The 13,676-nt window shown below is 53.7% G+C and carries 14 protein-coding genes, 1 tRNA gene, 2 pseudogenes and 2 riboswitches; of the genes and pseudogenes, 4 read left to right on the forward strand and 13 right to left on the reverse strand.

Translation table 11 applies throughout. The features are described 5' to 3' along the window. Window positions 1-181: 181 nt before the first annotated feature. On the reverse strand, window positions 182-274 hold the full coding sequence (locus ABIE48_RS28620; protein WP_084203986.1) for a sporulation protein YjcZ: 93 nt from the start codon (window positions 272-274) through the stop codon (window positions 182-184). Between the two features lie 284 nt (window positions 275-558). On the opposite strand from ABIE48_RS28620, the gene ABIE48_RS28625 reads away from it, so the two are divergent. Further along, entirely contained in the window at window positions 559-1,248 is a 690-nt protein-coding gene (locus ABIE48_RS28625) for a class I SAM-dependent methyltransferase (protein WP_192715965.1), read from the forward strand. Window positions 1,249-1,276: 28 nt separating this feature from the next. Here ABIE48_RS28625 and ABIE48_RS28630 read toward each other — a convergent pair whose 3' ends face one another. Beyond that, entirely contained in the window at window positions 1,277-1,987 is a 711-nt protein-coding gene (locus tag ABIE48_RS28630) for a TetR/AcrR family transcriptional regulator (RefSeq protein WP_192715966.1), read from the reverse strand. A 154-nt stretch (window positions 1,988-2,141) separates the two neighbouring features. On the opposite strand from ABIE48_RS28630, the gene ABIE48_RS28635 reads away from it, so the two are divergent. Continuing rightward, window positions 2,142-2,813 (forward strand): DUF6022 family protein, encoded by a 672-nt coding sequence (locus ABIE48_RS28635; protein WP_192716215.1) that lies wholly within the window; start codon window positions 2,142-2,144, stop codon window positions 2,811-2,813. 77 nt (window positions 2,814-2,890) lie between these two features. On the opposite strand, the gene ABIE48_RS28640 is transcribed toward ABIE48_RS28635, so the two are convergent. From ABIE48_RS28640 to ABIE48_RS28690, 11 genes and pseudogenes are all read right to left on the reverse strand, one after another. Further along, entirely contained in the window at window positions 2,891-3,538 is a 648-nt protein-coding gene (locus tag ABIE48_RS28640) for a pyroglutamyl-peptidase I (protein WP_192715967.1), read from the reverse strand. A gap of 186 nt (window positions 3,539-3,724) precedes the next feature. Beyond that, window positions 3,725-3,949, reverse strand: a complete 225-nt coding sequence (locus tag ABIE48_RS28645) for a phage holin (RefSeq protein WP_076172832.1) — start codon at window positions 3,947-3,949, stop codon at window positions 3,725-3,727. A 90-nt stretch (window positions 3,950-4,039) separates the two neighbouring features. Further along, window positions 4,040-4,510 (reverse strand): 2-thiouracil desulfurase family protein, encoded by a 471-nt coding sequence (locus ABIE48_RS28650; RefSeq protein ID WP_192715968.1) that lies wholly within the window; start codon window positions 4,508-4,510, stop codon window positions 4,040-4,042. A 221-nt stretch (window positions 4,511-4,731) separates the two neighbouring features. Beyond that, window positions 4,732-5,178, reverse strand: coding sequence for a spore coat protein (locus ABIE48_RS28655; RefSeq protein ID WP_105445830.1), 447 nt, complete (start codon window positions 5,176-5,178; stop codon window positions 4,732-4,734). 131 nt (window positions 5,179-5,309) lie between these two features. After that, window positions 5,310-6,641, reverse strand: a complete 1,332-nt coding sequence (locus tag ABIE48_RS28660) for a voltage-gated chloride channel family protein (protein ID WP_145027422.1) — start codon at window positions 6,639-6,641, stop codon at window positions 5,310-5,312. 135 nt (window positions 6,642-6,776) lie between these two features. Continuing rightward, window positions 6,777-6,837, reverse strand: a riboswitch (Fluoride riboswitch). 137 nt (window positions 6,838-6,974) lie between these two features. Beyond that, a pseudogene (locus ABIE48_RS28665) lies at window positions 6,975-7,398 on the reverse strand (CBS domain-containing protein). Between the two features lie 113 nt (window positions 7,399-7,511). Then, a pseudogene (locus ABIE48_RS28670) lies at window positions 7,512-7,655 on the reverse strand (manganese catalase family protein); the annotation flags it as partial. Window positions 7,656-7,758: 103 nt separating this feature from the next. After that, window positions 7,759-7,869, reverse strand: a complete 111-nt coding sequence (locus ABIE48_RS28675; RefSeq protein WP_105445680.1) for a sporulation protein YjcZ — start codon at window positions 7,867-7,869, stop codon at window positions 7,759-7,761. A 262-nt stretch (window positions 7,870-8,131) separates the two neighbouring features. After that, window positions 8,132-8,248 carry a YjcZ family sporulation protein gene (locus tag ABIE48_RS28680; RefSeq protein WP_208837126.1) on the reverse strand — a complete coding sequence of 39 codons (117 nt, stop codon included), beginning with the start codon at window positions 8,246-8,248 and terminating at the stop codon, window positions 8,132-8,134. A gap of 437 nt (window positions 8,249-8,685) precedes the next feature. After that, window positions 8,686-8,757 (reverse strand) — tRNA-Thr (locus ABIE48_RS28685). Between the two features lie 81 nt (window positions 8,758-8,838). Next, on the reverse strand, window positions 8,839-9,141 hold the full coding sequence (locus ABIE48_RS28690; protein WP_192715969.1) for an MTH1187 family thiamine-binding protein: 303 nt from the start codon (window positions 9,139-9,141) through the stop codon (window positions 8,839-8,841). Between the two features lie 288 nt (window positions 9,142-9,429). Further along, window positions 9,430-9,653, forward strand: a riboswitch (cobalamin riboswitch). A 234-nt stretch (window positions 9,654-9,887) separates the two neighbouring features. Between ABIE48_RS28690 and ABIE48_RS28695 the strand changes: the two genes are divergently transcribed. Together ABIE48_RS28695 and ABIE48_RS28700 are read left to right on the forward strand one after the other, a co-directional pair. Then, window positions 9,888-12,221 (forward strand): ribonucleoside-diphosphate reductase subunit alpha, encoded by a 2,334-nt coding sequence (locus ABIE48_RS28695; protein WP_145026824.1) that lies wholly within the window; start codon window positions 9,888-9,890, stop codon window positions 12,219-12,221. A gap of 415 nt (window positions 12,222-12,636) precedes the next feature. Beyond that, window positions 12,637-13,668, forward strand: coding sequence for a ribonucleotide-diphosphate reductase subunit beta (locus ABIE48_RS28700; RefSeq protein ID WP_192715970.1), 1,032 nt, complete (start codon window positions 12,637-12,639; stop codon window positions 13,666-13,668). Window positions 13,669-13,676: the final 8 nt, after the last annotated feature.

Here is a 13,676-nt window from a genome sequence, read left to right on the forward strand (position 1 = left end):
CCCAAAACTGCATGTATGCGCTATTTCCCTCTGTATACTGATCCATTCTCCCATTTACTCGTCTATATTTCCTTTTTCAATCCATATGTATATACTGCGGTATCTGCCCTTCTTATGAAATGACGTAAGCCCCGCCGGAGGGCGGGAGCTTCGTTGCCCAAGGATCGCTTGGATCCAAGGATTAGTAGATAAAGGATTTGGTAATGATGACGAGCAGAATAAACAGAACCAGGATGGCTCCCGTTGAGGTAAATGGGTTTCCTACACCACTCATGGTTTCTCCCCCTCTCTCCTGTTTATACTCTATCGTATGCCACGTAAGGCGAATCGGTTTGGACAAATATCATTCAAGTCCATTTGCCCTATGAAAATGCGCGATGTTCCCGAGGTTAAAGGACCTTGCCGCCACAACTCTCTCGAGCTTATCAATGCTGATCCGTGGAAGAAATGATATAGGAAATACCTATAAGTATAATACGGTTTATATATTTCCATAATGAGCGGACTGCCGGTACAATGAAGTCAATTCCAACAATCCACGGGTAAAGGAGAATGGTGATGGACAGATCTGTGATCAAGCTTTTTGACGCCAATGCAAAGGATTATGACCGGCAGCGGAGGGGACTGATTCCCTGCTTCGACGACTTTTATGGGATGGCCCTGTCCCTGGTGGAGTGCGGCAATTCTTCTCCATGTATTTTGGATCTGGGGGCTGGAACAGGCCTGTTCTCCAGCATGGTACTGCTCAAATACCCTGAGGCCCGGCTTACGCTGATGGATTTAAGCGACAGCATGCTGCAGGAGGCCCGCCGGCGGTTCCACGGGGCAACGAATGTAGATTATGTTACCGGGGATTACAGCAGTTATCCGTTTACGCAAACTTACGATGCCGTCGTCTCTTCCCTCTCCATTCATCATCTGTCCCATCCGGAAAAAAGGCAGCTGTTCGCCACGATCCATCGGCTGCTGAATGAAGGCGGCATCTTTGTCAATGCCGATCAGGTGAAGGGCCATACCGACCAGGCGGACGTATATTACCGGAGACGCTGGCTGGAAGAAATCAGGGCAAGCGGTCTGCCGGAAAAGGCCATTCAGGCGTCGATTGAACGCAGAAGCCTGGATATCAACGCTACCGCCGCCGACCAGATGCAGTGGATGGAAGAGGCCGGCTTTGAAGACGTGGACTGTATGTACAAGTATTTGGACTTCGCGGTGTTTTACGGAAAAAAAACAGGGCGGACTTCCTAGTCCCCCTGATTTTCTGTTTAGCGCCGGCTCATTCGGTCAGCCTCTGCCGGAAGCCGTCCATCAGGACGTCCAGTCCGAATTCGAATTCCTCCTGCCATCCGGTACCGGTCGTATGGGAAGCCAGCCGGATCATATTCGGAAACTGCTCCCTTGGCAAACTGCGGAAGAACCGGGCGTACTCCTCGCTGAGCCGAGCCTGGGCTTCCTCGCCGGAACCGGCCATCCCCTTCAGCCGCACCTCCTCGGCCACAAAGCCGAGCACATGGTTCTTCACCATGGATGCCATCCACGGGATGTGACCATCCGCAAATCCGGCCGATGCAAAGATTTGGTACAGTCTTTCAATCTGCAGCAGACGGTGGTACCCCATGGCGATGCCGCCATTGAACAGATCCACCGCATCACGGTAGCGGTGCAGTACGCGCCGGAATGCATGCCCCCACTCGATCAGCTGTTCCTGCCAAGGCAGGTCCGGGTCTGGCCCGTCCATTTCTTCGCTTATTTTATCCCCGATAAGCTGGAGCAGCTGTTCTTTATCCTTCACATGATAATACAGGGAAGCAGTCTTTACCTGGAGCTCATCGGCAATCTTACGCATGCTCAGCTCCTTCAAGCCAAATTCGTTCAACACGCGGAGCGCCGTCCGGACAATCCGGTCACGGTCTAGTGGAATGTGCAGCTCCTCCTGTTCCCCCGTGCCGGAGAAGGGATGCTGAGGCACCGTTCGTTTTCTGGCCATCGAAGAGCCCTCCTTTTCACTTGACAATTATAGCATATGCCATTATTCTAATCCCATTAGATTAATCTAAAACCATTAGATTAATGGGCAGTAGTATTCCGCAACGGAATCAGAACAGCCTAGGCAAAATTTTACGATGTGAAGGGAGTTTTATATGAATTCAATTTATTCGGTGGTCCGGTCCATGAACCGGCACCTGGGTGAAATTTGGGAGGCGATTCTTCAAGAGCATGCGGAGGAACTCAGCAGCATGTTTGCGGAATTCGGCGACCGCGCGTACGGCGTTTATATTCAACAGCTGATGGGTCCGATCTGCGAGGAGGTGCGGAAGTCGGGATACGAGGTCCACGCCGGATTCCGCTTGTCGGAGTCGGTCGAGAACTGGGGCCCGCCCGAGGAGCGTGAGCGATGCGTATGGTATGTGGTCAGAGACGAAACCGGCCATCCGTGCGGCACAGCAGTGCTGCAAATTTTCCATTCTCACGCCCAGTTTCATCTCCCGCAGCCGCCACGCCTTTTAGCCCTGGAAGAAACGGAGCAAGAAGCCATTCTCCAAGCACTCTGCACCACAGGCGTGCGCCTAAGCGGACTGCCCCAGCGTTACCGTCATTCCGCAGGCGACGAGCCGCTGGAATGGGAATACGGGACGGACGCGGGGCTGCTCGAATACGTGCAATCATACCGCGGCCACACGGCGGTGGACTTTAATTATGCGCTGTCCTCGTGGGGGCGCCATGGCTGGGAGCTTGTACAGATCGTGCCGCATCAGGACCGCCTGATCGGTTTTTTCAAGCGTCCGGTTCACCTCGCCGGCGAAGGGCAATAACAGCAAAAAAACACCCCCGGCGCTTGTTGTGAACAAGCATCTGAAGGTGTTCGATTAATGGCGGTGAGCGATACCCGTTACACCGCGGGCTGCCGCTGCTGCTTTACCGCATCAATCGTCGCATGGATGATCACGCGCAGCGCCCGCAGCATCATTTCCTGCGGCAGCGAAGGCAGGCCCGGCTTCTGCAGCGCCATTTCCGTGGAGGCCGGAAAATGGACAAAACCCGCCAGCGTGGGCAGCTTCTGCTCACGGATATAATCCAGCACGGCGTACATCGTGTTGTTGCAAATAAACGTGCCGGCCGACTCGGACACGGCAGCCGGAATCCCCTCCGCCTTCAGCCGGTTCACGGCCTCACGGATCGGCAGCCGCGAGAACAATCCGTCCGGTCCTGCCGGATTAATGGGCAAATCCTGCGGTCTCTCCCCTTTATTGTCGGCGTATGCCGCTTCCGGCGCCACGCCCTTGACGTTCACCGCGATCCGCTCCGGCGTTACCGCCGTCCGGCCTGCGGCCAGGCCGCAGCAGATTACGGCGTCCGGCTGAAAGTCACGGACTGCCTCAAGCAGCCTTTCGGCACATTCGTCATAATGGACCGGAAGCAGAACCGTCCGGATCTCGGCCTCCGCAAACGTCTCCTCCCGGATATCCCGCACGAGCTGCTCCGTCGGATTGACCGCATTTCCGCCAAAGGGCTCAAATCCTGATACCAGTATTTTCATGAAGCTTCTCCTCCCGGCAAGTCTTTCCTTCCATCATATCAAACGGGACAGATCGTTCCTACCCGAAATCACGCCGCCAAGACGGGATGCTGCTTCTATACGGATTTATTTATATACGGAGACACCGGAATTTGGCAAAAAAGACACCCTGCCCGGCAGCTGCAGGCTGCACGGCAGGGTTCCCGTCTACAAATTATATCCGCCGCTGTTCGGCTTGGTCGGGTTGGAGATAATCCCCAGCGTCGCCAAAATTCCGAGCACCAGGTCTGCGGCCGCCACGAGCTCTTGCCGCTTCATATCCGACAGTTCAAACGCGCCTGTGAGATGGCCGATCAGCTGCACCAGCAGAAGCACCTGCGAGACCATACTGATCCAGAGCGCATAGTTGCGAAACCGTTTCTTCTTGAGCATCATATGACCTCCTTTAAGGTCATATATATTCATCCGCCCAGGCAAACTTGTCCGAAACTTTTACGGGATGGACGAGCGATGCCAGCGATTTTATAGGAGCCCTGAGTCCAAAACCTCCAAAAACGTCTCTTCGGACATCACCCGAATGCCCTCCCGTTCCAGCAGGGCGGTTGTCACCCCACTGCCGGCCACCTTCTCATTGGCGAAGGAACCGTTATAAATCATGGCGCTTCCGCAGGAGGGGCTGTACTCTTTGAGCACCACCATGGACGCACCGACTTCACGGGCTTTTTCCAGCGTCCGGTGAGCCCCCTGAATATACATTCCGCTGACGTCCCGGCCAGATTTCTCAACAACCCTGGCCCGGCCTTCCAGCACGTCCCTCCCATCACCGCCTACGATCTCAGCAGGCTCTCTCGGGGTGACGAATCCCCCCAGCAGTTCGGGGCAGACCGTCACTGCCCTGTTCTGCGCCACCAATTGCTGAATCACGTCATTCAGGCTGTCCGTTCCGTTATAGCGGACTTTCAGTCCGGCCAGGCAAGAACTGACCATAATCACATCGTTCACCTCCTGAACTGTTAATCCGTTTCACGTAAACTATTTATTCGTTCCACGTAAACTATTTATTACTTTAATGAAAGTATACTGCATAAGCCAACTGCTGGGGAGACCCGGCTTCACGGTGTAGGATTTGGCCGAAAAACGAGGAAAGCCCGGGACCAGGCTCCCGGACTTTCCTCGATATCTCTTTTTCCCCTTGCCCCCAAGCGGTGGAGATGTTACATGCTTAACGCCTTTTTCGCATTTTCCAGATCATTGGCCAGGAGCCGCTCCAGGTCGTAAGCAGGGTACATCGAACGCTCCTCCATAAAATCAAAAACCTTGGCATGGAGTTTGATCGCATTGTTCAGATGCTTAACGAAAACCTCCCTTAAGGCCGGTGTTGCCGTTTCCGTAATCGCAAGCGCATAATTGCGAACCCAACCTTTGGCCTTGCCTAGCAAATGGCCGGCATAAAAGCCCGTCATGTCTGCCGCCTCGGCTTTGCCGCCTCTCGCTGCCGGGACCGGTGCTTGCGGGTAAAACTGCAGCAGGTCCTTTATGTTTTGCTCCAGGCTCATAATAGCCTCTTTATACAGGGCGTGCAGCTGCGGATCGGTGACCTTGCCGATGTCCATTTTCAGGCAAATCAGGTCGTTGGACTGTGCTGCTACCAGCTCATGCATTTCCAATGTTTCATGCCATGCTAAGTGTTTCACTTGAGCTTTCTTTCCAGAAGACAATGCAATCCCTCCAATCGATGATGGGATAGCATATGCCCAGGGCGCCCAGAGGGGAAGATGTCTTGCCAAAAAAATTAGGCGCGCTCCCTTTTCCCCTTCTGCCTTCCCTTCCTCCCTCGGACCGAAGCCAGCGTTGCCTGTTCCGGCAGGCGCAGCAGCCTGGACTTGGACACCCCAATCCGCTGCGACACATAGATGCCGGTATGCCCGGAAAAATAATAGCTGACGACGCAGGCGATGAACATGTACACTAAATTCCCCGAACCGAACAGCTCGATCCCCATAATAAAGCAGGCAATCGGGGTATTCGTCGCACCGCTGAACACTGCGATAAAACCGAGGGCTGCCATAAACGGCACCGCTAGATGCAGCAGGCCCGCCAGCGTGCTGCCCAGCGTTGCGCCGATGACGAAGAGCGGAGTCACTTCCCCGCCTTGAAATCCGGCCCCCAGCGTAATCGAAGTGAACACGGTTTTCCAGAGAAACGCCAGCTTTGGCGCCGTCCCTTCAAAAGCATCGCTGATCAGCGGAAGGCCAAGCCCGAGGTATTCCCTTGTGCCGAACGAGTAGACAATGGCAATCAGGATGCAGCCCCCGGCAAAGCTCTTGACCGCTGGATTCCGGAACCAGCCGGTGAACCGCGCCTTCAGCCAATGCGTCAGCTCGCTGAACAAAATGCTGGCCAGGCCGAACACCATCGACGCGAGCACGACCTTCAGCACCGTGATCAGCGTGATCGCTGGAATCGTGTTTACGGAATAATGAATATGATGAATTCCCCAGGCCTTCGTGGTCAAATTCCCGATAAAGCTCGCCACAAAACAGGCAAACAGCGCTTCGTAACGGATCATCCCCAACGCAAGCACCTCCAGCCCGAAGACTGTTCCGGCGAGCGGCGTCCCAAAGACCGAGCCAAAACCGCTGCTGATGCCGCACATTAAAATGATGCGCCGGTCGGCGGGGCTCAGCCGAAGTCTCTTGCCAATCCATTCCGACAGGCTTCCACCCATCTGCACCGCCGTACCTTCCCGTCCGGCCGAGCCGCCGAACCAATGGGTCAGAATCGTTCCGAACAGGACGAGCGGTGCCATGCGCAGCGGAATAGCTCCGCCGCCGTCATGAATCTGCTCCAGTATCAAGTTGTTGCCCTTGGACGCGTCCTTGCCGTATTTCCAATACAGGTAGCTCACCAAGGCTCCCCCAAATGGAAGCAGCCATAGGAGCCACGGGTGCTGCAGACGCTGCTGCGTAACGGCATCCAGCGCTGCCAGAAACAAGGCTGATCCGGAGCCTGTAAGCACCCCCACCAGACTCCCGATGACCGTCCACTTCACGATATAGCCAAGCAGCGCGAGATGCATGAATTTGCCTGCATATACATATAACCTGCGTTTTCCCCTCGTCATTCGGTTTCCCATTACAGCGGTTTCCCCCCAGCTATGATGTATTTCCTATTGTTCCTCATTTAGGGGCAAATTACCGCTCCCCTGCCTGTCCCGGTGCCGGAATGTCTGCAAAAAAATAGACTCCTACCAGTGTCTGCACTGGTAGGAGTCATTAGCTCACGGGCGGTTAAAGGCGAACTCCATCGCCTATGTTGTTACAAATTATTGTAATGAGCGATTGGCCTGAAGTCAACAGAAAATCTGAACGCCACAATAGACGAAAAAGCACCCGTATCGCGCTATCGCTATACGGGTGCTTCTGCTGGGAACTAGTTTCCCTGCCGCGCCGTCCTCTTAATGGAGAGGTTCAGAAATTTGGCTGAGCGCATCGCCGGCTTCATTGATGTGGATGTTCATTGTTGCCAGGTCGCCAATTGCGCAAATCCCTACCATTTCTCCGTTCTCTACAACCGGAATGCGGCGGATTTGATGGTCGGCCATCAATTGCGCGCACTCATGGGCATCGGTGTCCCGGCGAGCACGAAATGACATCGCTTGTCATGCAGTCATGGCAGTGTACGCTGCCCGGGTCTTTACCCGCAGCTACGCAGTTCAGCACGATATCACGGTCGGTAATCATACCTACCACTTTTTTGCCTTCGCAGACCGGAACCGATCCACAGTTGACATCGCGCATGATTTGCGCCGCCGCCGTGACCGAATCATGGGGTGCGCATACCTTTACGTCTTTGGTCATTACGTCGCGAACCATCGTCATTGCTGTTTACCTCCTCTAGGAATGATCCCCCGTATTTTACCCAGGGGTACCGGGATTATTCAGGCTTGGGACGCTGTACTAGGAACTACAGAAATATGGGGCAGCTGTCAGCCTTAACGATTCATATCCGTGATCCCCGGGCTGTGCTCATCGGCCAGCTCAGGCATCATCGGTACCGGGAAGCCCTCCGGCGGCTGAATCACTCTCAGCTCCCCGCCGTTACGGCTAGGCGTTTGTCCACTGAAAATTTCGCCGATGATATGTATAAAAAAGCGCAGGATCCGTAACGGATCACTGCGCTTCGCTTGTGCTGGTCTCATGCCCTCGGATCGACCAGGTGGGCTAAGGACCGTTCAGCAATTAGTATCCCCAAGTTTTCGCGATGATGACAAGCAGAATAAAGAGGACAAGAATGATGCCGACGCTCGTCGACCAGCCGCCACCATAACCAACTCCACCAACTTCGCTCATGTGATATTCCCCTTTCTTCATAGGATCAGTTTTATTCTATGAAAGAAACCTTTCAGCGTTGTGGACAGAGTCAGCGGTTTAAAAGACTATTTTTTCTCGGTCTCGAGAGAGCCCACGGCGGGCTCACGGGATTAGCACAACACGTGCTACCCTAATAATCCAACCTGTACGTGCCTAGATAGTAAGAAACTACTTTATTTATAAATAAAAAAGCCCCTGCCAGCACATAGCCAGCAGGGGCTTCCTCATTCCTGACTTTTTATTACCAACAGAATGCCTTAACAATAATTACCAACAGAATAAAGAGCACCAGGATAGCACCTACATTGCTGTGCAAACCGTATCCGTATCCTACGCCACCAACAACACCGTCGCTCATTCATATACCTCCTTTGTCAGAAGTTAATATTACAATATGTGTATTCCACTATTTGGTATGGGTAAACGCACTTAAGATTGATTTTTTTTTGAATGAAAACGCCCGCTTCGAAAGCGGGCTTTGCCTTACATCAAGGAAGTTTTATGAGCCACTATACTATATGCCCTGTATAGGAAATTGGTTCTTACATACAGGTCTTTATCATTCCTGATTCTTGTCATGAGTGGGATACCTTTGCGCTCCTCTGGATCGATCATGCTGCGCTGCTAGGACCTGCGACAGCCGTCAGGGGAAATTCCATTTTCTTTTAATTGATGGCGAAAAACACACTTTACTCAACCAAAGGGTAGAAGAATGTTAGAAGTTTAGCAAAATCAACAAAAAAAGACGCGGTCTCCGAAATCCGGAAACCCGCGTCCTGCAAGGCTTATGAAAGATGCTGGTGAAGGGAATTGAACCCCCGACCTACGCATTACGAGTGCGTTGCTCTACCCCTGAGCTACACCAGCGTGGAAAATGAAATTTTCCGTCAAACAAAAACTATTATACAACTTCTTCTCCAAAATGCAATACTTCATTGCGACTGGAATTTATTTCAACTTGTCGCGGACCGATTGCAGCTTCTGGGCGCTGGAAGAGGCTTTGTCCCGTCTGTCGTCGATTTTGACCGAAGTGGATACGCGCTGCGCGCCGGCCAGGAACGGTGCTTCGTGCAGGGCTGCTATCGCCTGCCATACATCCGGAAGAGCCCCCTCGATGATCGTGCTCATCGACGTCAGTTCGTAGCCGATCCCCTTCTGTTCCGCCAGCACCTGCTGCATTTGTGCCACATAGGAACTCAGGCTGGTCGTTGCCGTTCCGATCGGAATGACCGTTACCTCTGCAATTGCCATGGTCGTGCGCCTCCTTTATCCTTTTGCAAGCGGATCGAACTTTATTCCTAATTTTATTGTACCCGACCGCCTGCGGAATCGCAAAAGGATGGCCCGCAAAATTTTTTATTCGCGTTTTTCCTGCAAATTCCGCCCGATTTCTACCTTTTCAGCCCCCTCTAGAGGTTAATCTCCAATGGTTCACAGTAGCGCCCCGGGGGTCCATCTGGTATAATTCTCATTGCTCGTCTTTTAAGAGGAACTATGTTTACAAACACAATATATTGGGTTAAATTAGTATGAAAGCAACCAAATATAGTGGAAACAGGTGAACACGGCTCGATTTGCCAGGCGTTCATAATAGGGAAGCACGGTGTGAATCCGTCACGGTCCCGCCACTGTAACCGGAAGGCCCGAGAGCTCCGAGCTTTCGGCACGATATCGGCTAAGGCCACTGTCCGTCACGCGGACGGGAAGGCGCCGAATATCGCATTTTCGGGAGTCAGGAGACCTGCCTGTTTTGTCTCACGAAAGGCCTACGAGGAATAGGTGCGTGATGCCAGTCGATATCTATACATAGGGTGATAGATATTTTTTCCCATGCTCGTAAATAGGGCATACGGGATCTAGCGGCATTTTCGTACCTGTGCTTCAGGTTCTTCGGAAATGCCTTTTGTATGGGCAAGCACAGCAAGAGCTCCCTCTTAACAGCATCGTCCTACTTTCCGTTATACCAAATATACAAACTTTGAAAGGAGATCTGCACCATGCCGCAGCTCGTTACCAAACCGAACAACCGCCAGCTGGCTTTTGATGAAATCCGTCTCTCCGTTTATGCCGACCGAATCCTGGAGGGGCTGGAGACCCTGGACAAGGAGCGCCTCCTTCGAGGCGTGCAGAGCAAACTGCGCCGCGAGGAAGTCACCGGCGACGAAATCAGCAGCGCGTTCACGATGTCGGCGCTTGAGCTGGTCACCAAGGAGGAGCCGAACTGGAAGTTCGCCGCAGCGCGCTCGCTGCTGACCTCCCTGTACAAGAAGGCCGCTTACAACCGCCGCTACAAAGCCTATCCTGACGAGCCATATGGTGCGTTCTACCCTCTCATTACCGAGCTGGTGCAAAAAGGAATCTACCGCGAGGAGCTCCTCACCTGCTATACAAAAGAGCAAATTGAAGAATTGGGCCGCTGCATCGATTACAAATGCGACCTGCTGTTCGACTATATCGGTCTGCTGACCCTGTCCGACCGCTACCTTGCGCATGATTTCGACGGACGCGTTATGGAGCTTCCGCAGGAGCGCTACATGGTCATCGCCATGTATCTGATGCACACTGAGCCAGAGGACAAGCGCCTTGAGCTCGTGAAGGAAGCGTATTGGGCCATGAGCAACCTGTACATGACCGCCGCTACGCCTACGATGTCCAACGCCGGCAAGAAGGTCGCCGGACAGCTGTCCAGCTGCTTTATCGACACGGTGGACGACTCGTTGGAAGGGATTTTCGACTCCAATACCGACGTGGCCCGTCTCAGCAAAATGGGCGGCGGCATCGGCGTCTACCTCGGCAAAGTCCGGGCACGCGGCTCTGACATCCGCGGTCACAAGAATACCAGCTCCGGCGTTATCCCTTGGATCCGCCAGCTGAACAACACGGCGGTCAGCGTTGACCAGCTCGGCACCCGTAAAGGTGCGGTTGCCGTCTACTTGGACGTCTTCCACAAAGACATCCTGGCCTTCCTGGACCTGAAGCTGAACAATGGCGACGAGCGCATGAGAGCGCATGACGTGTTCCATGGCGTGTGCCTGCCTGACCTGTTCATGGAGGCGGTTGAAGCCCGCGGCGAGTGGAGCCTGTTCTGCCCGCATGAAGTGAAGAAAATCATGGGCTGGAAGGATGCCAATGGCCGCCCGGCGGGTCTTGAGGATTATTATGACGAAACGGTAGGTCAAGGATCGTTCCGCGAGAAGTACGCCGAAGCGGTTGCCCACCCGCTGCTTCCAAGAATTACGGTGCCTGCGATCGACATCATGAAGCGCATCATGAAATCGCAGCTGGAAACCGGCACGCCGTACATGTTCTACCGGGATACCGTCAACCGTGCGAACCCGAACCGTGCACATGGCATGATCTACTCGTCCAACCTGTGCACCGAAATTATGCAGAACCAGTCCGCCACCGTGGTGGAAAAAGAAGAACTCGTGACCAAAGACGGCCAAACCCGGATCGTCATTTCCAAGGTTCCCGGCGACTTCGTCGTCTGCAACCTGAACTCGATTCACCTGGCCCGTGCCGTTCCGGACAATGTGCTGGACCGCCTGGTGCCGATCCAGGTACGCATGCTGGATAACGTCATCGACATCAACAACATTGAAGTCCTGCAAGCCCAATATACGAACAGCCAATACCGCGCGGTTGGACTCGGCACCTTCGGCCTGCATCACCTGCTCGCCCTTGAAGGCATCCGCTGGGAGTCCGACGAGGCGGTTGAATATAACGACAATCTGTACGAAAAAATCAACTACCTGCTCGTGAAATCCAGCATGGAGCTGGCCAAGGAGAAAGGCCACTATCCGAAGTTCAAAGGCTCCGACTGGGAGAACGGCGCTTACTTCACCAGCCGCGGTTATGTCGACGGCGAGCATGAAGGCAAGTTCGTCACCACCGAGCAGTGGAAAGAGCTCCAGCAGGAAGTGCAGCAGAACGGCGTCCGCAACGCCTGGCTGTTCGCTATCGCGCCAAACGGCTCGACTTCGATCATTGCCGGCTCCACCGCCAGCATCGATCCGCTGTACGACCTTCTGTCTTACGAGGAAAAAACGACCTACAAGATCGCCAACCCGGCTCCGGACCTGTCCGAGAAGACGATCTGGTATTACAAAACGGCATTCCTGATTGACCAGCATTGGTCCATCAAGATGGCCGCGGCGCGTCAGCGCCATATCGACCAGGCTCAAAGCTTCAATCTGTACGTTCGTCCGGATATCCGGGCGACGGAATTCCTTGAGCTTCACCTTCACGCCTGGAAAGCTGGCATCAAAACGACGTACTACGTCCGCAGCCGTGCGCTGACGATTGAAGAGTGCGAGTCGTGTGCATCGTAAAAGATGTTAAAGCCTAAAACCTTTTTCGATCCCTCCCAAACCCTCCCTTCCAAGGGAGGGCCCCGAGGGCGCTGCCCTCTGGACACCCGGAATGTGGCGGATGACCGGCGGGTTGCGGATTTTCTTGATGTGAATATGTGCTGTGAGTCGCTTTCGTCCCCCTCCTGCTTTGCAGGTATGGGGGACACGCTTTTACGTTTGAGCGGTGCGTGTGGTGGTCTCCTCGATTCTCGGAGACCCCTTGCGTCGCGCGGCTTTGCTCCCTGTTTTGCTTCGCAAAATGCGGGAGCTCGCCACGCGTCCGGCTAACGGATAAGTACAACTACGAGAAACCTTTGATATGGATTACAGCATTCTGTGACGGATGTTGATATATATGAACAAGCAAAATAAAGAACAAGGAGTGAAATCGAGTATGCAAATGCAAAAGATTTTTAACACCGAAGCGCCGAACCGCTCGACCCGCATCATCGAAGGTGAATGCTCGGGCATCCTGAACTGGAACGATATCCGCATGCCCCATATGTACAAATTGTATAAGGTTCTGCTGCTGAACCACTGGATCGCCGACGAAATTCCGATGGCCAAAGACGCGCAGCAGTTCGTCAACCTCGATCCGGAGGAGCAGCGCACCTTCAAGATCAACATTTCTTTGCTCGCTGTGCTGGACTCGATGCAGACGATGTTCATCAGCGACGTAAAGCGTTATTTTACCGATTCCTCGCTGGAGGCCATCTCGGCCATCATCGGGCAGCAGGAAGTCGTGCACAACCAATCCTACTCCTACGTGCTGTCTTCGATCGTATCCGAGCAGGAGCAGAAAGAGATTTTCGAATACTGGAAGCATGATCCGGTGCTGCTCGACCGCAACCGTTTCATCTCTGAAATCTACCAGGAGTTCCGCGACGAGCAGAATCCGCAAACGTTCTTTAGAGCACTCGTGGCCGACCTGATCCTGGAAGGCATTTTCTTCTACAGCACGTTCGCCTTCTTCTACAACCTGGCCCGTGACCAGAAGATGATGGCGACCAGCCAAATGATCTCCTACATCCAGCGCGACGAGAACCAGCACTGCTATTTCTTCGGCGAAGTGTTCAAGCAGCTGCTCAAGGATTTCCCTGAGCTGAACACGAAGGAGAACATGGACTACGTCTACCGCACGATCGACCGCGCGGTAGAGCTGGAAACGAACTGGGCGCATTACACGCTCAGCGAGGTTAAAGGCATCGATCTGAATGAGCTGTCCGACTACATCAAATACATCGCCAACAAACGCCTGAAAATGATGGGGATGGAAAAAGGCTACGAAGGCGTGGATTCCAACTGCATGCCATGGATTCGTCCTTTCTCCGACGAGGCGCTCAACGCCACCAAAACGGACTTCTTCGAAGCCAAATCCCGCAACTACGGCAAGGTCGGCGACGACAACGGATTCGACGATCTGTAAGCCGCTCG

The organism is Paenibacillus sp. OAE614, from assembly GCF_040546645.1.
Classification (GTDB): domain Bacteria; phylum Bacillota; class Bacilli; order Paenibacillales; family Paenibacillaceae; genus Paenibacillus_AQ; species Paenibacillus_AQ favisporus.

Bases quoted from the DNA above. Each gene is read 5' to 3' on its own strand.
- ABIE48_RS28620 (WP_084203986.1), bottom strand. From the start codon at position 274: ATGAGTGGTGTAGGAAACCCATTTACCTCAACGGGAGCCATCCTGGTT.
- ABIE48_RS28625 (WP_192715965.1), top strand. From the start codon at position 559: ATGGACAGATCTGTGATCAAGCTTTTTGACGCCAATGCAAAGGATTAT.
- ABIE48_RS28630 (WP_192715966.1), bottom strand. From the start codon at position 1,987: ATGGCCAGAAAACGAACGGTGCCTCAGCATCCCTTCTCCGGCACGGGG.
- ABIE48_RS28635 (WP_192716215.1), top strand. From the start codon at position 2,142: ATGAATTCAATTTATTCGGTGGTCCGGTCCATGAACCGGCACCTGGGT.
- ABIE48_RS28640 (WP_192715967.1), bottom strand. From the start codon at position 3,538: ATGAAAATACTGGTATCAGGATTTGAGCCCTTTGGCGGAAATGCGGTC.
- ABIE48_RS28645 (WP_076172832.1), bottom strand. From the start codon at position 3,949: ATGCTCAAGAAGAAACGGTTTCGCAACTATGCGCTCTGGATCAGTATG.
- ABIE48_RS28655 (WP_105445830.1), bottom strand. From the start codon at position 5,178: ATGCATGAGCTGGTAGCAGCACAGTCCAACGACCTGATTTGCCTGAAA.
- ABIE48_RS28660 (WP_145027422.1), bottom strand. From the start codon at position 6,641: ATGACGAGGGGAAAACGCAGGTTATATGTATATGCAGGCAAATTCATG.
- ABIE48_RS28675 (WP_105445680.1), bottom strand. From the start codon at position 7,869: ATGAGCGAAGTTGGTGGAGTTGGTTATGGTGGCGGCTGGTCGACGAGC.
- ABIE48_RS28680 (WP_208837126.1), bottom strand. From the start codon at position 8,248: ATGAGCGACGGTGTTGTTGGTGGCGTAGGATACGGATACGGTTTGCAC.
- ABIE48_RS28690 (WP_192715969.1), bottom strand. From the start codon at position 9,141: ATGGCAATTGCAGAGGTAACGGTCATTCCGATCGGAACGGCAACGACC.
- ABIE48_RS28695 (WP_145026824.1), top strand. From the start codon at position 9,888: ATGCCGCAGCTCGTTACCAAACCGAACAACCGCCAGCTGGCTTTTGAT.
- ABIE48_RS28700 (WP_192715970.1), top strand. From the start codon at position 12,637: ATGCAAATGCAAAAGATTTTTAACACCGAAGCGCCGAACCGCTCGACC.